This is a genomic window from Novosphingobium colocasiae, assembly GCF_014652555.1.
Classification (GTDB): domain Bacteria; phylum Pseudomonadota; class Alphaproteobacteria; order Sphingomonadales; family Sphingomonadaceae; genus Novosphingobium; species Novosphingobium colocasiae.
This window is the reverse complement of the sequence record NZ_BMZA01000007.1, coordinates 47,033-65,920: the sequence shown is the minus strand read 5'-3', so window position 1 is coordinate 65,920 and position 18,888 is coordinate 47,033. Positions and strand designations below refer to the sequence as shown.

18 protein-coding genes and 1 tRNA gene are annotated in these 18,888 nt (G+C 63.9%); 10 read left to right on the top strand and 9 right to left on the bottom strand.

Annotation, left to right across the window (positions count from 1 at the left end; genetic code table 11):
• The first annotated feature begins 156 nt into the window (after window positions 1–156).
• Window positions 157–2,250, top strand: a complete 2,094-nt coding sequence (locus IE122_RS10815; protein WP_189621188.1) for a RelA/SpoT family protein — start codon at window positions 157–159, stop codon at window positions 2,248–2,250.
• 136 nt (window positions 2,251–2,386) lie between these two features.
• Here the strand turns inward: IE122_RS10815 and IE122_RS10810 are convergent, their stop codons facing one another.
• Window positions 2,387–2,716 carry a DUF1905 domain-containing protein gene (locus IE122_RS10810; RefSeq protein ID WP_189621187.1) on the bottom strand — a complete coding sequence of 110 codons (330 nt, stop codon included), beginning with the start codon at window positions 2,714–2,716 and terminating at the stop codon, window positions 2,387–2,389.
• A 243-nt stretch (window positions 2,717–2,959) separates the two neighbouring features.
• A complete protein-coding gene (locus IE122_RS10805) occupies window positions 2,960–3,913 on the bottom strand; it encodes a peptidylprolyl isomerase (protein ID WP_189621186.1) in 954 nt (317 codons plus the stop codon).
• A 75-nt stretch (window positions 3,914–3,988) separates the two neighbouring features.
• On the opposite strand from IE122_RS10805, the gene IE122_RS10800 reads away from it, so the two are divergent.
• The 5 genes from IE122_RS10800 to IE122_RS10780 all read left to right on the top strand — a co-directional run bounded on the left by IE122_RS10800 (window position 3,989) and on the right by IE122_RS10780 (window position 6,762).
• A tRNA-Ser gene (locus IE122_RS10800) sits at window positions 3,989–4,079 on the top strand.
• 148 nt (window positions 4,080–4,227) lie between these two features.
• Window positions 4,228–5,559 (top strand): tyrosine-type recombinase/integrase, encoded by a 1,332-nt coding sequence (locus tag IE122_RS10795; RefSeq protein WP_189621185.1) that lies wholly within the window; start codon window positions 4,228–4,230, stop codon window positions 5,557–5,559.
• An 8-nt stretch (window positions 5,560–5,567) separates the two neighbouring features.
• The gene (locus tag IE122_RS10790) at window positions 5,568–5,969 is read left to right on the top strand and encodes a hypothetical protein (protein ID WP_189621184.1); all 402 of its coding nucleotides are present in this window, start codon (window positions 5,568–5,570) and stop codon (window positions 5,967–5,969) included.
• An 80-nt stretch (window positions 5,970–6,049) separates the two neighbouring features.
• Window positions 6,050–6,286 carry a helix-turn-helix transcriptional regulator gene (locus IE122_RS10785; protein ID WP_229814026.1) on the top strand — a complete coding sequence of 79 codons (237 nt, stop codon included), beginning with the start codon at window positions 6,050–6,052 and terminating at the stop codon, window positions 6,284–6,286.
• An 11-nt stretch (window positions 6,287–6,297) separates the two neighbouring features.
• Entirely contained in the window at window positions 6,298–6,762 is a 465-nt protein-coding gene (locus tag IE122_RS10780; protein ID WP_189621182.1) for a hypothetical protein, read from the top strand.
• Here IE122_RS10780 and IE122_RS10775 read toward each other — a convergent pair.
• The 3 genes from IE122_RS10775 to IE122_RS10765 form a co-directional block, all read right to left on the bottom strand.
• Window positions 6,698–7,588, bottom strand: coding sequence for an NAD(P)/FAD-dependent oxidoreductase (locus IE122_RS10775; RefSeq protein WP_189621181.1), 891 nt, complete (start codon window positions 7,586–7,588; stop codon window positions 6,698–6,700). The genes IE122_RS10780 and IE122_RS10775 overlap by 65 nt on opposite strands.
• A gap of 167 nt (window positions 7,589–7,755) precedes the next feature.
• Entirely contained in the window at window positions 7,756–8,211 is a 456-nt protein-coding gene (locus IE122_RS10770; RefSeq protein ID WP_189621180.1) for a PaaI family thioesterase, read from the bottom strand.
• Window positions 8,212–8,241: 30 nt separating this feature from the next.
• On the bottom strand, window positions 8,242–9,690 hold the full coding sequence (locus IE122_RS10765) for an efflux transporter outer membrane subunit (RefSeq protein ID WP_189621179.1): 1,449 nt from the start codon (window positions 9,688–9,690) through the stop codon (window positions 8,242–8,244).
• A gap of 88 nt (window positions 9,691–9,778) precedes the next feature.
• Here IE122_RS10765 and IE122_RS10760 point away from each other — a divergent pair, with 88 nt between their 5' ends.
• The 3 genes from IE122_RS10760 (at window position 9,779) to IE122_RS10750 (ending at window position 14,654) form a co-directional block, all read left to right on the top strand.
• Window positions 9,779–10,393 (top strand): TetR/AcrR family transcriptional regulator, encoded by a 615-nt coding sequence (locus IE122_RS10760; protein WP_189621178.1) that lies wholly within the window; start codon window positions 9,779–9,781, stop codon window positions 10,391–10,393.
• Window positions 10,394–10,578: 185 nt separating this feature from the next.
• Window positions 10,579–11,553, top strand: a complete 975-nt coding sequence (locus IE122_RS10755; RefSeq protein WP_189621177.1) for an efflux RND transporter periplasmic adaptor subunit — start codon at window positions 10,579–10,581, stop codon at window positions 11,551–11,553.
• The gene (locus IE122_RS10750; protein WP_189621176.1) at window positions 11,550–14,654 is read left to right on the top strand and encodes an efflux RND transporter permease subunit; all 3,105 of its coding nucleotides are present in this window, start codon (window positions 11,550–11,552) and stop codon (window positions 14,652–14,654) included. The genes IE122_RS10755 and IE122_RS10750 overlap by 4 nt, the downstream gene beginning before the upstream one ends.
• Before the next feature lie 151 nt (window positions 14,655–14,805).
• Here the strand turns inward: IE122_RS10750 and IE122_RS10745 are convergent, their stop codons facing one another.
• The 4 genes from IE122_RS10745 to IE122_RS10730 form a co-directional block, all read right to left on the bottom strand.
• The gene (locus tag IE122_RS10745) at window positions 14,806–15,273 is read right to left on the bottom strand and encodes a GreA/GreB family elongation factor (protein WP_189621175.1); all 468 of its coding nucleotides are present in this window, start codon (window positions 15,271–15,273) and stop codon (window positions 14,806–14,808) included.
• Between the two features lie 130 nt (window positions 15,274–15,403).
• The gene (locus IE122_RS10740) at window positions 15,404–15,856 is read right to left on the bottom strand and encodes a YaiI/YqxD family protein (RefSeq protein ID WP_189621174.1); all 453 of its coding nucleotides are present in this window, start codon (window positions 15,854–15,856) and stop codon (window positions 15,404–15,406) included.
• A gap of 56 nt (window positions 15,857–15,912) precedes the next feature.
• Entirely contained in the window at window positions 15,913–16,188 is a 276-nt protein-coding gene (locus IE122_RS10735) for a response regulator (RefSeq protein ID WP_189621173.1), read from the bottom strand.
• Window positions 16,185–16,370, bottom strand: coding sequence for a hypothetical protein (locus IE122_RS10730; RefSeq protein WP_189621270.1), 186 nt, complete (start codon window positions 16,368–16,370; stop codon window positions 16,185–16,187). The genes IE122_RS10735 and IE122_RS10730 overlap by 4 nt, the downstream gene beginning before the upstream one ends.
• A gap of 88 nt (window positions 16,371–16,458) precedes the next feature.
• On the opposite strand from IE122_RS10730, the gene IE122_RS10725 reads away from it, so the two are divergent.
• Window positions 16,459–18,882, top strand: a complete 2,424-nt coding sequence (locus IE122_RS10725) for a calcium-binding protein (protein ID WP_189621172.1) — start codon at window positions 16,459–16,461, stop codon at window positions 18,880–18,882.
• Window positions 18,883–18,888: the final 6 nt, after the last annotated feature.

Genomic DNA, 18,888 nt, shown 5'->3' with positions numbered 1-18,888 from the left:
CCGCTTCATTGCGCCCGATCAAGGCCCTGATCGCTGGTAACGTCAAGCAGCAACACCTCCTCCAGGGCCGTTGAAGCGCATTTCCGTTGCAAAATCTGCAAATTGCCGTCTCGGCCCTTGCCGCGCCGCAAAAAAACGTCACATGAAACCCATCTGATGTTGCGCCAATACGAACTCGTCGAACGCGTCCTCGAATACGCACCGCAGGCCGACGAGGCCCTGCTCAACCGTGCCTACGTCTACACGGTGCAGAAGCACGGCAGCCAGAAGCGCGCCAGCGGCGATCCCTATTTCAGCCATCCGGTCGAAGTTGCCGGCCTGATGACCGAGCTGAAGCTGGACCAGCAGACGATCATCACCGCGCTGCTGCACGACACGGTCGAGGATACGCTGGCGACGATCGACGAGATCGAGCGGCTGTTCGGCCCCGAAGTGGCGCGGCTGGTCGATGGCGTGACCAAGCTGTCGAAGATCGAATCGATGGGCGAGAACGAGCGCGCGGCCGAAAACCTGCGCAAGTTCCTGCTGGCGATGAGCGAGGACTTGCGCGTCCTGCTGGTCAAGCTGGCCGACCGGCTGCACAACATGCGCACGCTCCACTTCATCAAGAATCCGGGCAAGCGTATGCGCATCGCGCGCGAGACGATGGATATCTTCGCCCCGCTGGCCGAGCGGGTGGGCATGTACGAATACATGCGCGAAATGCAGCTTCTGGCGTTCGAGCAACTGGAGCCCGAAGCCTACGCCACGATTACCGGCCGGCTGGCCCAGATCCGCAGCGAGGAAGGCGGCCAGGTCGATGCCATCGCCTTCGCAATCAAGCAGGCGCTGTCGGAGGCGGGGCTGTCCGTGGAAGTGTCGGGCCGCGAAAAGCACCCCTATTCGATCTGGCACAAGATGTCGGAACGCCACGTCACCTTCGAGCAGATCACCGACATCATGGCCTTCCGCGTCCTGACCGACAGTGTGGAAGATTGCTACAAGGCGCTGGGCGTGCTGCATCAGGCCTGGCAGATGATCCCGGGCCGGTTCAAGGACTATATCTCAACCCCGAAGTCGAACGGCTACCAGTCGCTGCACACCGCGCTGATCTTCCAGCGATCCATGCGCATGGAAGTGCAGATCCGCACCCGCGACATGCACCAGCTCAACGAATTCGGGCTCGCCGCGCACTGGGCCTACAAGCAGGGCGGGCTGCGTCCGGACGGGCAGGTTGGCTGGCTGCGCGACCTGATCGAGATCATCGATGCCAGCCACGATCCCGAGGAACTGCTCGAACACACCAAGCTGGCGATCTATCAGGACCGCATCTTCGCCTTTACCCCCAAGGGCGCGCTGTTCCAGCTTCCCAAGGGGGCGACGGCGGTGGACTTTGCCTATGCCGTCCACACCAATCTTGGCCATGCCGCCGTCGGTGCCAAGATCAACGGCCGCCACATGCCGCTGCGCTCGCAACTGGCCAACGGCGATGTCGTGGAGATCATCAAGAGCGAGCACACCGATCCGCAGTTATCGTGGCTCGGCTTCGTGGTGACCGGCAAGGCGCGGGCGGCGATCCGCCGCGCGGTGCGCGCCAAGGAGCGGCAGGAGGTCGCCACCATCGGCAGCAAGTTGTTTGACGAGATCGTCGGCCGCCTGCCGCAGCGCATCGGCAAGAAGGCCATCGCTGCCGCCGTGCGCCGGCTGGAACTGCGCGACGAGGAAGACCTGATGTTCGCGATCGGCTCGGCCCGGCTGACCGACCGGCAGGTGATGGAGGCGCTGCTGCCCGGCAGCACCGCGCAGCTCCCCGATGACGAGCAGTGGACCCGCACCGAACGCGCGATCTCGATCCGCGGGCTGACGCCGGGGATGGGCTTCGAACTGGCCGATTGCTGCCACCCGGTGCCGGGCGATCGCATCGTCGGCCTGCGTCGGCCGGACCAGAAGGTGGAAGTGCACAACATCAACTGCCTGACGCTGGCCAATGGCGTCGACGCCGACTGGCTCGACCTGTCATGGGGCGAACGCACCACCGGCGCGGTCGGCCGGCTGCGGCTGGTGCTTTACAACCGCCCCGGCACGCTGGCCGAAGTGACCCAGATTTTCGCCGGCAACCGCGCCAACGTCTCCGCCCTCAACATGGTCCAGCGCGACGAGCCTTTCGGCACGTATGAGGTGGACCTTGAAGTGTCGGACCTCGCCCACCTGACCCGCATCGTCGGCGCGCTGCGCGCGAGCGAGGCCGTGGCGGATGCCGAGCGCTTGTAATTTCCTCTCCCCTTGGGCCCCAAACTCTTCGTCGTTCCCGCGAATGCGGGAACCCATCTCCCCACTGTTCGACCCGAAGCGCTGAAAGTGGGTTCCCGCGTTCGCGGGAATGACGGGGGGAGGGGGAGGCCCTGTCTCAAAACTCCAGGAACAGCTCCACCGCATCGCCCTCGGCCAGATCCTCGGCCCGTCGTACCGCGCGCTTGACCGGCAGCAGCCAGCCCGGCTGGCCATTCAGCCCCGCCGCCTTGCTGGGAAACACAGAAGTCACGAAGCGAGTGACGCCGATCCGCGCCTTGACCTTGAGCGAGCCGAACCCGCGCGCATTGCCCTCCAGCCGCCGCATCAGCGCGGTGGCGGAAAGCTGCGCGCCGAGCTCGCCGTCGATGGTCACGAAATGCCAGGTGCCGTTGGTCGCGCCGGTCCAGCGCCACAGGCGGGCGGTGAAGTGGAGGTGTTCGGTCATTTACTGGTCACGCGGAGGCGCGGAGACGCGGAGACGCGGAGGAAAAAAGGCGAAAGGGGCTCGCGCAAAGGCGCGAAGGCGCAAAGATGTCTTCGCGGCGAAGCCGCAATCGCATCGAACGCTGCGCCTGTGCCAACCATGGAAAGGGAGCAATGCCTGCGGCACCAGACAACCCCTTTGCGCCTTCGCGCCTTTGCGCGAAACCTTCTTCTCCTCCGCGTCTCCGCGCCTCCGCGTGCACCCTCACATCCCCACCCGCTTAACCCCGCCGCCTGCAACACGCACCGGAACCGGCACGTTGCAAATATCCACCCCGCCCGCCGGCCGGATGTAGAAATCGTCCTTCCGGTTCGCCCGCTTGTCGGCATAGGCGGCGAAGCTGGCGCTTTCGGTGGAAAGGTATTCGTAGGCCGGAAGGCCGCTCACCTCGTTCCCCATCCGCACCGAGAGGATCGGCACGCGCTCCGCCGGCGTCTCATAGAACCCCAACGGCCCGGTTCCGCGCGGCAGCGAGGAGAGGTGCTCGATCCCGGCAATCACCCGCCCGACCAGCGCGATATTGCGATCGATCTGGCGCGGCGGCGTGCCGATCACGGCGTAGAGTTCAGCCCCGCTGCCGGTATCGGGCGAAAGATTGCGGCCAACGCCGACCATGCCGTAGCAGTGGATGGGCCAGGCTCCATCCTCTCCGAAGGCCACCGGCCAGCCGGTCACCGCCAGAGCGGCCTTCGCGTAAGCATCGGTGGAACGGTTAGATTTCAGTTGCACCCGGAATGGAAATTGTCGCGCCGGAACCACGTAATCTGACTCCGGAACGATGCCCAACCCGCCCGGCAGCGGCTTCGCTTTCCTTGGGTCTTCCCCATCCGGATCGCCCCACTGCACGACATAGTTGTCCTGCACCCGCACCACCGCGATCCCGTCATACCAGCGCGCTGCCACCAGCTTGCGGATGTTAGCCACCCACCCTTGCGAGAACGGCGCCGGCATCAGTTGGATCACCACCCGCCGCGCCTGCCCGCCCGCGCCGGGCGCGAGGTCCATCACGATCACGTCCGACGGGGCGATCGGCGCCCAGTCCGCCGCCGGCGCCGCATCGACGATGTCACCGGGCGTAAGCGCCTTGGCCGCCTCCTCGGCGGCAAGCGGCGACACGGAAAGGGCTGCCAGCGCCAGCCCGGAAAGGAATTTGTACATGCGCCGCTTGTGCCACGCTCCAACCGCTTGCGAAACCCTCGCCACCACGCTAGTGCGCCGCCTTCCAGTGCATGCGGAGCGGTGGCCGAGTGGTCGAAGGCGCTCGCCTGGAAAGTGAGTATACGTCAAAAGCGTATCGAGGGTTCGAATCCCTCCCGCTCCGCCACCTAGCCATCTGCCATTATCTACCGACAGCTACGAAACCGTCGGAAAACAAGGGGGTTAACGCTTTCTTGCGCCTATTGCAGACTCTTGACTGCTACCCAAATCCCTGATTTTATGTTGGCCGGTAAGTTGGCCAAGGATTTGATGGTATGCCGAAACAGTTGAAGGCGCTTACGCCGTTGGCGGTGGACAAGCTTAGGTCGGATGGTTCGAAGAACCGTCGCGTCATGGTCGGACCCGCCGATTGCGCCGGGTTGCACCTTCGGATTGAAGGCGGAACGAAGTCTTGGGCGCTACGCTACAAGCTTGGCGACAAGCGCCGCGACGTTGGCCTTGGACCCTACAACGGCAAAATCGGGGCGACCGACGAAGAAGCCAATCAACTGCCCGGCCTGTCGTTGGACGAAGCCCGCATTGAAGCCCGCAAGCTTCGCCGCATGGTTCGCGACGGCATTGACCCTATCGAACAGCGTCGAATTGACGCACAGCGCCAGCGCGTCGAATTGGTTCGGGCGAAGACGTTCAAGGAATGTGCGATTGAATATCTGAAGTCGCAGGAAGGCGAATGGGCCAACTCCAATGCAAAGCACGTCAAGCAATGGTCGGCGACGCTGGAAACTTACGCCTATCCTTACATCGGCGACTTGCCGATTGACGCGGTGAACACCGACGACGTTTTGCGCGTGTTGCAACAGGACGTGGAAACGAAGGACGGCACAAAGCCCCTGTGGGATGCCAAGAATGAAACGGCCAACCGTGTTCGCGGTCGTATTGAACGCATCTTGGGTTCGGCGGCGGTTCGCCAGCTTCGCAGCGCCGAAAACCCGGCCCGGCTGAAGGGGCATCTTGATAACGTCCTGTCGAAGCGCGGCAAGGTTCGGAAGGTCGAACATCACGCCGCGATGGACTACGCCGACATTGGCGCGTTCATGGTCGAACTTCGCAAGCGGGCTGGCATGGCCGCGCGGGGATTGGAGTTCGCCATATTGACCGCCGCACGTTCCGGCGAAGTTCGCGGCGCGACATGGGATGAAATCGACCTAGAAAAGCGCCTGTGGACTATCCCCGCCGACCGCATGAAGGCGGGCAAGGAACACGTCGTTCCGCTGTCCGATGCCGCTGTGGCGCTGCTACAGGCCACGCCGCGCCTGAAGGGGTCCAACTACGTCTTCCCGGCCCCAAGGGGCGGTGCCATGTCCGATATGACGCTGGCGGCGGTCCTGAAGCGCATGGGCAAGACCGGCGTGACGGTCCACGGCTTCCGGTCCACCTTCCGCGAATGGGTTGCCGACCGGACGAACTATCCGCGCGAAATCGCTGAACACGCATTGGCGCACCAACTGCCGAACAAGGTCGAAGCTTCGTATCAGCGCCGCACCCAACTGCCGCACCGCGTCAAGCTTATGGCTGAATGGGCAACGTATTGCGCGACCGTCGAACAGCGCACGGCGAACGTCGTCGCAATCAAGGGGGCGGCATAATGCCCACAATGCGGTTCGATACTTCGACGGAAGGGCGCGACGACGACCCTTGGACGAAGCTTGCGACCATTGCCGAACACTTGGACGCCGGGACGGCGGTTCCGTCGCACTTGGCGCAATGGCTCGGATTGGCCGTCCAATATGCCAGCGGCGACCCCAACGAACTGTTGCTTCGTCTTGGCCTGAAGACGGGGCGGGGTAATCCGGGCCATTGGACCGCCGAACACGCCTACCGCCTTGGCCAAGCCGTATGCCACCGTGAAGACACCGGCGATGCGCCCGACGCGGCAATCAGCGCCGTCTTGGGCGAATACGAAGCACAGAACGAAGGCGAAGCGCCGTCGCGTTCGACGCTGCAACGGTGGCGCGATGAATACCGCGCCGCCCATGCTGAAGCCAACCGCCAGTAATTCGCCGGGTTTGCGGGCGGACTGCCCATAGGGCCGGTGCCATCCCTGTGTCGTCTATGGAACGATACAGGAAGCTACCGATGCAAACCCTACTCCGTTTGCCCGACGTGATGGCCGCGACGGCCCTTGCCCGGCCCACACTCTATCGCGACATGAAGCGCGGCCTATTCCCCCGCCCCGTCAAGCTTGGCCGCGTGTCTGCATGGCCTAGCGATGCCGTCAACGCCATCATCGCCGCACGTATCGCCGGGAAGTCCGACGAAGAAATCCGCGTCCTTGTGGACGACCTTCAGCGCCAGCGCGCCAACGCCGCGTAGGGGGGCGCTTCGTGCCCACATTTCTTGGAATGCCGCCCGGCCTTATGCGGGACGTAGCAAGCTTCGTTTATCACGCCGCGCCATACCCGAACGAAGCCATCGCCGCTGTCGCGGGCATGGGATTTGTCGCCGCCATCGTCGGACGGTCGCACAACATCAACGGATTGGGGCTGAACCAATATCTTTTGAACGTCGCGCCAACAGGCAGCGGTAAAGAGCAAGCCCCAAATGGTATCTCGCGGCTGTTGACGCCTCTTATCGCATCGTTCCCGCTGATCGCCGAAATTCGCGGCCCCGGCGAAATCGTGTCAGCGCCCGGCCTGCATCGGGCATTAGCGACCCGTAGCAACCCGTCCATGCTTCGCATCATCGGCGAAGCGGGCTTGATGCTATCGCAGCTACCCTGTGCTCTCAGGCCAGCATCGACTGCTGCGCGAAGATGCCGGCCATTGCGCCCTGCCATGACGCCGTGGTGACCGACGGCAGGGTGGGGTTGGTAAGATCGCCGGCGGCATAGATGCCGGGCATGCTGGTTTCGCGACGCTCGTCGACCTTGAGGACGACGCCGAGCGGCGTGTCCGCCATGGCGAGGCCCAGCGCTTCGTGCAGGCTTGCGGACGGATTGTTGCGCGGATGCGCGAAAAGGATGTCGACGGAGACCTTTGAGTTGGTATCGAGCCCGAGGATGGCGCCGTGGCCGTTCTGACGGACGACCTCGACAATCCGGCCATCGACGATGGCTATCTTGCGGCGGGTCAGATCGGCTCGGACCTCGGATGGAATTTCATGACCGTCGCTCAAGACCGTCAGCGTGTCGGTCCAATCATGGAACAACCTTGCCTGATTGTGGGATTGCGGGCCCGACCAGACCAGCCCCCAATGCTGGTCCGCCACCTCAAAGCCATCGCAATAGGGGCACGGCACGATGGATGTGCCCCAGCTTTCGGCGAAACCAGGAACATCCGGCATCTGGTCGACAATGCCGTAGCTAAGGATCAGGCGGCGCGCGCCAAGGGTTTCGCCCTCGGCCGTGACGACGAACTTGTCGATGGAACCGGAGATACTGTCGGCGCGGGCATTCACCAGCCTGATCGCGGGATAGCGCGCCAGTTGCTGCCGCGCCTCGGTGAGAATATCCAGCGGTGGCTTGTGATCGTGGCCGAGCATACCGTGCGAGCGGCCCGCAAAGCGATTGCGCGGCAGGCCGGTGTCGAGAACGGTGACCTTGCGCCGGGCGCGGCCGAGTTGCAGCGCGGCGGCGAGGCCGGCGAAGCTCCCGCCAATAATGATGACGTCATCCATGGTGACAGGTTCCGTGTTGTGGATGGTGAAATCGGGGTCCGAGCCTGGCAGCGCGCACGAGCCAGGTATCGCCGACGGGTCGGGAGAGGGCTGCGCCGGCTTCCCCGGCCGCCGTTTCTCATGTCAGGCGCGTTCAGTTGCGGTGCCTTGGCCATGGCCGAAATCCATCACGACTTGGCGGCGCTACCTGAAATCAGCAGCGTTGATGTGGCCGTTGCGCACAGTTTGCCTTTGCCGTCATAAAGTCTGGCGTCGGCGAACGCGGCGCGCTTGCCCAAGGACAACAAGTGCCCGATGGCTTTGACTGTCCCACTCTGATTGCTCAAGGCGCGCATGTAAGACACTTTCAGCTCGAGGGTCGTGTACGAACTTCCGGGCGGCAGTGCCGTATGCGCCGCGATTCCGCAGGCGCTGTCCAGCATGGTTGCGATAAAGCCGCCATGGACCGTTCCCATGGGGTTGTATGAGCTGCCATCCGGAACCGCTTCGAACACGCAATGTCCATAGTCGGCTTCGACCAGAAAGATTCCCAGCTTCTCTGTCAGCGGAGGCTGTCGCCCCGCTGCGAGCATCGCGCGGACCTGGTCCAGGCTGTCGATTTGAGGCAGTGCATCCTGCGACATCAATTTTCCTTTCCAATGCCCACAGCCCACTCAGCCCCCGGCCGTCGGCGCATTCCAGCCGCCACCCAGTGCGCGGAAGGAGGCGATCGCGGCCCTGGCCGCAGAGGCCTGCGCCTCGATCGCACCGTCCCGGGCTTCCAACAGCCGACGATCCGCGTCGAGCACCTCGACGAGGCTTGCCACACCCCCCTTGTAGGCCGCCGTCGAAGCGTCCCGCGCCCGGGCGAGTGACGCTTGACCTTGAACGAGCGCCGCCGCGCGGGATTCTTGCTGGACCAGTGTCGAGAATGAATCCTCGACATCCTGCGAGGCGCGCAGCACCGTGAGGCGATAGATCGCGAGCGCTTCGGCGTTGCGACCTTCGGCCGCCTTGATCTCGGCATCGATGCGGCCAAAGTCGAACAGTCGCCAGCGCAGGCCCAGTATGCCGTTGGCCTGCACGGAGCTTGCGCCAAAGAGCCCTCCCGTTGCCGTTGACGCCGTCCCGAGGAGGCCGCTTAACGAGAACTTGGGGTAGTATTCCGACATTGCCGCGCCAATGCGCGCATTGGATGCGGCAAGCGTGCGCTCTGCCGCGACGATGTCGGGTCGCCGCCGCAGCAACGCGGCAGGCCCGCCGGCCGCCGAGATGGCCGGCGGCGTGGGTATCGGCGTCGCGACAGCCAGATCGGCGCGGGTCGTGCCGGGTTGGGTCCCGATGAGCACGTCGAGCGCGTTCATCGCGATCTCGAGCTGGTTCTGAAGGGAGGGCACGGACGCGCGTACCGGGGCCAATGCACCCTCGGCTTGCCGCAACTGCAGTTCGGCGGCGACCCCCTTGCGGTACTGAAGCGCCACGAGATCGACCAAGCGTTGCTGCGTGTCCAGTTGCGAACGGGCGACGTCAAGCCGGGCCTGGAGCATCCGGATCGCGACATAGGTATCGGCGATCTGGGCTGCGATTGACAAGCGGGTGGCGGTGGCACCGGCCTGAGAGGCTTGCCACTCGGCCCGTGCGGCATCGCGCCGGGCATCGTTGCCCCCGAACAAGTCAAGCTCCCAACTGGCTCCGGCGTTGAGCTCGTAAGTCTGCACGGACCGGTCGAACTGCGGGGAGGAACTGCCGACCCGTGTGTTCGGTGTTTCCAGCGACTGATAGACTTCACCGCCCGATCCGGTCACCTGCGCCGAGGGAAGGAGCGCGGAATTCGCATTCCTCAGCGCAGCCCTGGCCTGCAATACCCGCGCACTGGCCTGCTGAATATCGAGGTTTTGTGCAAGTCCCCTCTCGACGAGGCTTGTGAGCATGGGATCGTTGAACGATCGCCACCATACCGCCATGTCTGCCACGCCGTTTGCGGGGCGCGCCTCGACTGATGGACTGCCCCGGAATTCAGCCGGTTGCATCGACGCCGGCGGGACATAGCGCGGTCCAACGGCGCAGCCTGCCAGGAGCAGGGATCCGGCACTTGCGAGAACGATGTGGGTAAGGGGCCGCATTGCTTCCTCTGGCAGGTTCGATGTATGTGACTAATATTCTAACTAGTCACATGTTGTCAACAGTGCCGTGTGGCTCTATGCTGATCGGATGAGTGATACCAGCATCGAAACATCGACGAGAGGCCCGGCCGAACATGCCGTGCGCGATCAGATCATCGTGGCGGCGCATGAATGCTTCGCGCGATACGGGTATGCAAAAACGACCGTGGCCGATCTGGCCAGGGAGATCGGCTTTTCCAAAGCGTACATCTATCGCTTCTTCGAGTCCAAGCAGGCGATCGGCGAGGCAATTTGCAGTTCTTGCCTGGCGAAAATCGTCGCCGAAGCGAGGGCGTCTATTGATGTGAGTGGAAGTTCGGCAGAACATTTCCGTCGTCTTTTCAGGACTATCACGACACTGAGTGTCGAACTCTTTTTCCAGGACCGGAAGCTCTACGATATCGCGGCTCATTCGGCAGCCGAGGGGTGGGGTTCTGCAATGTCCTATCGGCAAACCCTCAGGGAAATGCTGGAGGAGATCGTTCGCAGGGGCCGCGAAAGCGGAGAGTTTGAGCGCAAGACGCCGCTGGATGAGACTTGTCGTGCCATCTTCTATGCGATGTCGCCCTTTGTCGATCCGCTGCAGCTTGAGCGTAACCTGGATCTGCTGCCCGATGGCCAGGCGGAGTTGACCTCCCTCATTCTGCGGAGCCTTGCGCCCTGACAGTCATGTGACCTATTGACAAAATGGTCACATGAAAACAATGGTCCTCCAAAGTTCGGAGGATTCACGCCTTGTCGAGTCGTATCATCGTAGCGGGGTCGCTTTGTGCCACGCTTGCACTTGCCCTGTCCGCTTGCCACAGCGCCGAAGTCGATCCGCGGACGCTTCCCCCCCTTGTGCGGGTCATGACCCCGTCCGGCGATGCCGGATCGGATCACCAGTTTTCAGGCGTGGTCGCGGCGCGTGTTCAGAGCGATCTGGGGTTCCGCGTCGGCGGAAAGGTGATCGCGCGATTGGTGGACGCCGGGCAGTTCGTGCGGCGCGGGCAGCCGCTGATGCGAATAGATTCTACCGATCTGGCGCTTGCCACCCAGGCGTCCCAGCAATCCGTACAGGCGGCACGGGCCCGCGCATTGCAGACTGCCGCCGATGAACAGCGGCTGCGCGATCTGGTAAGAGCGGGAGCGGTTTCCGCGTCGGCTTACGATCAGGCGAAGGCTGCAGCCGATTCCGCGCGCGCCCAGCTAGCCGCTTCGCAAGCGCAGGCGCGCGTCTCCCGCAATGAGGCCGGATATAGCGTTCTTGTTGCGGATGCTGACGGAACCGTCGTCGAGACGCTCGCCGAACCGGGGCAGGTTGTAGCCGCGGGACAGGTCGTGGTCAGGCTGGCGCGGTCCGGTGCCCGCGAGGCCTTGATCCAGTTGCCCGAAACGGTTCGGCCTGCGATCGGATCGAGCGCGATCGCGCGGACTTACAGCGGTGCCACCGGGCCGGCGCACCTTCGGCAGCTTTCCAATGCCGCCGATCCGGCAACGCGGACATTCGAGGCGCGCTATGTGCTCGAAGGGGCACCTGCCGGCGCACCGCTCGGTGCAACCGTGACCGTTACACTTGCTGCACCGGGTGACGCTCGCGCCACGACTGTCCCACTTGGCGCAATCCGCGATGCCGGCAAGGGGCCGGGCGTCTGGCTGATCCGGGCGGGATCGCCCGCCACAGTCGTCTGGCGGCCGGTGCGGATTTCCGCGATCGGCGCCGAGACTGCGACCGTCGCGTCCGGACTGAACACCGGTGACCGGTTCGTGGCGATGGGGGCGCACCTGCTGCATCAGGGCCAGCCCGTCCGCATCGCCCCTCCCGCACCGGGAGCAGCACGATGAATGAGCCGACCCCTCAGAGCAGCGGGTTCAACCTCTCGGCGCTCGCCGTGCGCGAGAAATCCGTCACTCTGTTCTTTCTGATCGCCATCGTCGGCGCGGGGATTTTCTCATTCCTGAGCCTTGGGCGCGCCGAAGATCCCAGCTTTACCATCAAGGTGATGACCGTCGTCACCGCCTGGCCGGGAGCGACCGCGCAGGAAATGCAGGACCAGGTCGCCGAGCCGCTGGAGAAGCGGCTCCAGGAGTTGCGCTGGTATGACCGCAGCGAAACCTTTACGCGGCCCGGCCTTGCTTTCACCACCCTGACGCTGCTCGACAAGACTCCGCCACGCGAAGTGCCCGAGCAATTCTATCAGGCGCGCAAGAAGCTGGGCGATGAAGCGGCCAGGTTGCCGCAGGGTGTCGTCGGCCCTTTCGTCAATGATGAATACGGCGATGTGACTTTCGCGCTTTACGCTTTGAAGGCCAAGGGCGAGCCACAACGGTTGCTGGCGCGCGAGGCAGAGGCTTTGCGGCAGCGGCTGCTTCATGTGCCCGGCGTCAACAAGATCAACATCGTCGGTGAACAGCCCGAGCGCATCTACGTGGAATTCAGCCAGGAACGACTGGCAACGCTGGGTGTATCCCCCCGCGAGATATTCGCGGCCCTCTCCAGCCAGAACCTCATAACGCCGGCAGGGGCCATAGAAACCAAGGGTCAGCAGACGGTCTTGCGTCTGGATGGCGCGTTCGATGACCTCGCGAAGATTCGCGAGATTCCGATCGTGTCGAACGGCCGGACGCTAAGGTTGGCCGATATCGCGAGCGTCGAGCGGGGCTACGAGGATCCCGCCACGTTCCTTGTGCGTAGCGAGGGTGAGCCGGCGCTCCTGCTCGGCGTCGTCATGCGCCAGGGCTGGAACGGACTTGACCTTGGCAAGGCACTCAAGGCGGAAATCGGGAAGATCACTGCGGAACTGCCGCTGGGCATGAGCCTCACGCCCGTGACCGACCAATCGGTGAACATCAGTGCTGCCGTGGACCAGTTCATGCACACGTTCCTTGAGGCGCTGGCAATTGTCATGATTGTCAGCCTCGTGAGCCTGGGATGGCGCGTAGGCATAGTCGTGGCGGCTGCCGTGCCGCTGACGCTCGCGGTCGTGCTGGTAATCATGTGGGCGACCGGCCGCGTGCTTGACCGGATCACACTGGGTGCTCTCATCCTGGCGCTCGGCCTGCTCGTCGATGACGCCATTATCGCCATCGAGATGATGGTGGTGAAGCTTGAGGAAGGTTTCGATCGCATCACCGCATCGGCCTATGCATGGAGCCACACCGCTGCGCCCATGCTGGCCGGGACCTTGCTCACCGTGATCGGATTGATGCCGGTCGGTTTCGCGCAGTCTAGTGCTGGTGAATATGCCGGCAACATTTTCTGGGTGGTCGGCTTCGCGTTGATCGCTTCCTGGTTCGTGGCCGTCATCTTCACGCCGTATATGGGCGTTCGCCTGCTTCCCGACATCAAGGCGGTCGAAGGCGGGCACTCGGCCATCTACGAAACGCCGCGATACCAGAAGGTTCGCCGCCTCATCGGGTGGGCGGTGCGACGCAAGCGCCTGGTGGCGGCTGCAACGCTGGCAGCCTTCCTGATCGCCGGTGCCGGCATGCCGCTGGTGAAGAAGCAGTTCTTCCCGACATCGGATCGACCTGAAGTGCTCGTTGAGGTGCAGATGCCCAAGGGCACTGCCATCGCGCAGACCGCCGCCGCCGCGCGTCAGGTGGAAGCATGGCTGCGCCGCCAACCCGAGGCCAGGATCGTGACCACATACATTGGCGAAGGCGCGCCGCGGTTCTTCATGTCGCTCTCGCCGGAGCTGCCGGACCCGTCGTTTGCCAAGATCATCGTCCGCACCCCCGATCAGGACGCCCGCGATGCCCTGAAAGCCCGGTTGCGCAAGGTGGCTGCCAATGGGCTCGCCCCCACAGCACGGGTGCGGGTAACCCAGCTTGTGTTCGGTCCTCCATCGCCATTCCCCGTGGCCTTCAGGGTTGGCGGTCCGGACCTTGCCACGGTCAGGGAGGTGGCCGCAAAGGTGGAGAAGGTCATGGAGGATGACCCCATGATGCGCACCGTCAACGCCGATTGGGGCGAACGGGCGCCGGCCGTGCATCTGGTGATCGACCAGAACCGGGTCCGCGCCATGGGGCTGACCTCTGCTGATGTCGCCCAGCAATTGCAGTTCCTGCTGAATGGAGTGACAGTCAGCCAGGTGCGCGAGGATATCCGCACCGTGGATGTCGTGGTCCGGTCGGCCGGGGCGGACAGGCTCGATCCGGCGCGCATCGGCGATTACACGCTCGTCGGAAATGCCGGACAGCGCGTGCCGGTCAGCCAGATCGGGCGGGTCGAAGTGCGCATGGAAGACCCGATCCTCCAGCGCCGCGACCGGGTGCCCACGATCACCGTGCGCGGCGATATTGCCGATGGCCTGCAACCGCCGGATGTCTCGTCGGCCATGTTGAAGAAGTTGCAGCCCATCATCGACAGTCTGCCTGCCGGCTATCACATCGACATGGCGGGCTCGATCGAGGAGGCAGGAAAAGCCAACGCCGCGCTGGCCCCGATCTTCCCGATCATGATCATCCTCATGATGATCGTCATCATCATCCAGGTCCGCAGCCTCTCGGCGATGTGGATCGTGCTCCTGACCGCGCCGCTTGGCGTGATCGGTGTTGTCCCGACGCTGCTGGTCACCGGGCAGCCCTTCGGCTTCAACGCCATCCTCGGGCTGATCGCGCTCGCCGGCATTCTCATGCGCAATACGCTCATCCTGATGGGTCAGATCCATGACAATGAGCGGGCGGGCCTTGATCCGTTCGATGCGATTGTCGAGGCGACGGTCCAGCGTTCCCGGCCTGTCATCCTGACTGCACTGGCGGCAGTGCTTGCCTTCGTTCCGCTCATCAGTTCGGTTTTCTGGGGGTCGATGGCGGTTACGCTTATCGGCGGCACGCTGGGCGGGACAGTTCTGACGCTGCTGTTCCTGCCTGCGCTCTATGCGCTCTGGTACCGCATCGTGCCGCCCTCGGACGATCAACCGTCGGAGGTTTCACCGGCATAGCCCTCTTCCCTTCAGGGGAGAGGGTTGGGAGAGGGGGATGGTGTCGTTTCCTCCCCTCTCTACTCCGGCTAGACGGACAAGCCGCCAAGCCTGCATATCTCTCCCCTCAAGGGGAGAGACCGGCATGAGCCAAATTTACTGAGACTACGTATTAGTCGTAGGGCACGCCGACGGAAATGACCTCGATCGCGTCTTGTCGTTCTGCGAAATCCAGCACTTCGCCCGCCTCGGCACCCATCAGGGCGCGGCTGAGCGGGGCGGAGAAGGAGAGCAGGCCTGCCGCAGGGTCGGCCTCGTCGTCGCCGACGATCGTGATCATGCGCTGTTTGCGGTTCATCCTGAAGGTGACCGTGCAGCCAAACGCAACGCGCGAGCCGTCCGCCTTCTCCACCAGTTGCGCCGTGGACTGGCGCGTGCTCCAGTAGCGCAATTCGCGCCGCGCAGCCTTGTTCGCGTCTTCGTCGGCCAATTCCGGCAGCAAGGCTTCCAGTTCGGCAACGCGGGTCCGGATCTGTGCCAGTCCCCGCGTGGTGACGAGGTTCGGGCCGGGCGGGATGGGTATTTCGAACTTGGGTTCAAGGTGTTCGTCGTCATTCTCGCGGCGAAAAGCTACGCTCATGGTCAAGTCTCCTCGGGCGCGGTCCAGTCGCCAATGTCGGGTATCTGGTTGGTCGATACAAGCGTGCGCCCGATCGTGACGGGTGTTTCCCTGCCGTTGAACTCGGAGCCGGCGCGCGGCCGACGCCGGGTCAAAGCGAGCGCCGCAATTTCACCAGCGCCTGATCGAGAGCGGACAGAAAGCGCGAGCGATCGGTGTTGCGGAACGGTGGCGGTCCGCCCACGACGTCGCCCCCGGCGCGCAAGTCCGCCATGATCGCCCGCACGGCGATAGCGCTGCCGATGGATGATGGGGTGAAAGCCTTGCCGTTCGGGGCGATGACGGTCGCTCCCAGCTTCAGACAGCGATCCGCCAGCAGGATGTCCGCTGTGACCACCACCGTCCGGGGATCGGTGTGCTCGACGATCCAGTCATCCGCCGCGTCGAACGCATCGCTCACGACCTTGCGCGATATCAGCGGGTCCTGAGGGACGCGGATGGGGCTGTTGCTGATCACGACCACCGGCACCTTGTAGCGGCCGGCGACCTTGTAGGTCTCGTCCTTGACGGGGCAGGCATCGGCGTCGATCAGAATCTGCAGCATGCCCGCCCATAGCCGGTGATGCGGAGTAGGCGAAGCGGAGAGAGGGGCCGCCCGCCTTACGCCACAGACCCCATAACCTGGAGTAGGGCCGCTTCCAGCGCCGCCTGGCTGAACGGCTTCGACAGCTTGACGACCGTCGGCTTGAACCCCGGCGGCAGTTCGCCGTAGCCGGTGGCGAGGATGACCGGGAGGTTGGGGCGGTGGACCGTCGCTTCCTGGACAAGCTGCGCGCCGGTCATGCCGGGCATGGCCTGGTCGGTCACCGGCAGTTCGATGTCCGGGTACTTTTGCAGCAGGTCCAGCGCTGCCTTGCCCGAATGCGCCTCGATCATTCGGTGTCGATCACATAGTCGTGGAAGCCGCCCCAGACCTTGCGGCCGCGACATTTCAGCACTTTGAGACGCCGGCGTTCCGAACCGCAATTGGGCGAAAGCTCCTCCAACCGGATCACGCCCGCGGTAGCAGCATTGGCGCAAAACAGTTTCGCGCAAAGTACATTGTTGGGACTCGCCAAAGTAATGTCATCCAGCTAGTCAATAGCTTAGAGGAAGACGGCGTGAGGTGCGACATACCATGCCGCAATCCATTGCAGGAGAGTGCTCATGACCGGCTATCTAACCTCCTACAGCCTGAACATCGAACGTGAATCCGGGTATTTCTACCTAAATGCGGATTACTACGTCCCCGGCTATAACGATCCGGAAACGGGCGAATCGTTCTATGAGACCTACTGGAACTTCACGTACACCGACACGGTAACCGGCAACACCGGGGGGACTAGCGGCACCGGGTGGGATTCCGGAACCGCTTATATCGACCTCGGGTTTCCCGGCGAAGGCATCGTCACCGATGCCACCCTCGATCTGAGCGCGATGAACTGGTTCAGCGGCGAGAATGTCTCGTACCGCTGGCACATCCTCAATTCCGGGCTTTCGCAAGGCAGCGTGACGATCGCGGGCGGCGTGGATGCGGATATTGTCATCGGCGGCTACGGCGCTGACATCCTCTCGGGCGGCGGTCAGGACGATTATATCGATGCCGGCGACGGGGCCGACCAGTTGGACGGCGGCGACGGCAACGATACGCTCATCGGCGGGCTCGGCGTTGATACTTCCGCCGGCGGCGATGGTGATGACACCTATTGGGTCGATGACAGCGCGGACGTCGTGGTCGAGCTGGCGGACCAGGGCCGTGATCGGGTGTTCTCGTCCGTCTCGTACCAGCTCGGCGCGTATGTCGAGGAGCTTTACCTGACCGGAGCCGGTCCGGACACCGGCGTGGGTAATGACCAGCAGAACTGGATTTACGGCACGCCCGATGCGAACCTGCTCTCGGGTCGGGGCGGGGACGACCTGCTGGTCGGAAACGGCGGTGATGACACGCTGCGCGGTGGCGAGGGGAACGACACGCTGGACGGCAGCGAAGGCGCGGACCTGATGTACGGCGATGCCGGCGACGATACGTTCGTGGTCGATAATGCCGGCGACAAGATTATCGAGCGGACGAACGGCGGCACCGATACCGCGCGCGTGCTGGGGCTGGCGTCGTACATGCTGCAGGGCGGGGTCGAAAACCTCGTCAATATCGGCAGCGGAGCGTCTTTCCAGGGTACCGGCAACGCCGCTGCCAATAGCATGACAGGCAGCTATAACACGGACATTCTGGTCGGCCTGGCCGGCGACGACACGCTGGACGGCGGTGCCGGCGATGACGTGCTGGAGGGGAATACCGGTGCCGACCATCTGATCGGCGGCACAGGCTTCGACCTGGCGAGCTACGCCCACGCCACCGGTGGCGTCACCGCGAGCCTGCAGAGCGGGCAGGGCACTTCGGGCGAGGCGCTGGGCGATACCTATAACAGCATCGAAGGCCTGATCGGCAGCCGCTTCGCCGATCGGCTGACCGGCGATGCCGGTGCCAACCGCCTGGAGGGCGGCCTTGGCGACGACGTGCTGATCGGCGGTAATGGCGACGATTGGCTGGTGGGCGGCGCTGGAGCGGACGTTCTGAGCGGCGGCGGCGGGATGGACGGCGTGAGCTACGCCGCATCGCGATCCGCAGTGATCGTCGATCTGCAGGCGCAGACTGCCCTCGGCGGCGAGGCCGCCGGCGATACCCTGCTGGGCATCGAGCGGGTCGAGGGTGGGCTTGGCAACGACAAGCTATACGGGTCAAGCATCGCCAATGTGCTGATCGGCGGCGCGGGCGCGGACACGCTCGATGGCCGGGGTGGCAACGATACCCTTCGTGGCGGAGCCGGCGCGGATGTGCTGATCGGCGGCGACGGCATCGACATGATCTCCTACCTCGGTTCGGCGCAGGCGGTCACGATCGACCTTGGTGCCGGAACCGCCAGCGGCGGCGATGCGCAGGGTGACCATTTCTCGGACATCGAGAGCGTCGAGGGCGGTGACGGCAACGACCTGATTACCGGCAATGCCGGCAACAACGAGCTGCGCGGCTCCGCCGGCGACGATACGCTGATGGGCGGCGGCGGCAACGATGTGCTGGAAGGCGGGGCCGGTGCGGATCACCTTGATGGCGGCGCTGGCATAGACACGGTGAGCTATGCCAACGCGCAGACCGCTGTCACCGTGGTGCTCGATGGCGGTTTCGTGTTCGGCAGTGACGCCTTCGGCGATACCTTCACGGATATCGAGAACATCCGGGGCAGCGCCTTCGGGGACTCCCTCGTCGGCAACGCCGGCGCCAACCGGATCGAGGGCGGCGCGGGCGATGATTTCCTTAACGGCGGCGGCGGGTCAGACCGCCTGTTCGGCGGCGAAGGCCACGATATTTTCTATTTCAATTACGATTCAGGCGAAGAGCGGGTGATGGACTTCTCCATCGCCGACGACACCATCTACCTCGATCTCAACGGCGCGTTCACCTCGGCCGATCAGCTTATCGGGATCGCTGAGACGGTGGGGTCCGACACCGTGTTCCGCCTGTCCACCGATGCGACGCTGATCCTGGTCGGGACGGACAAGGCCAATCTGACTGCGGACGATTTCGTTCTGTTGTGATGCTTT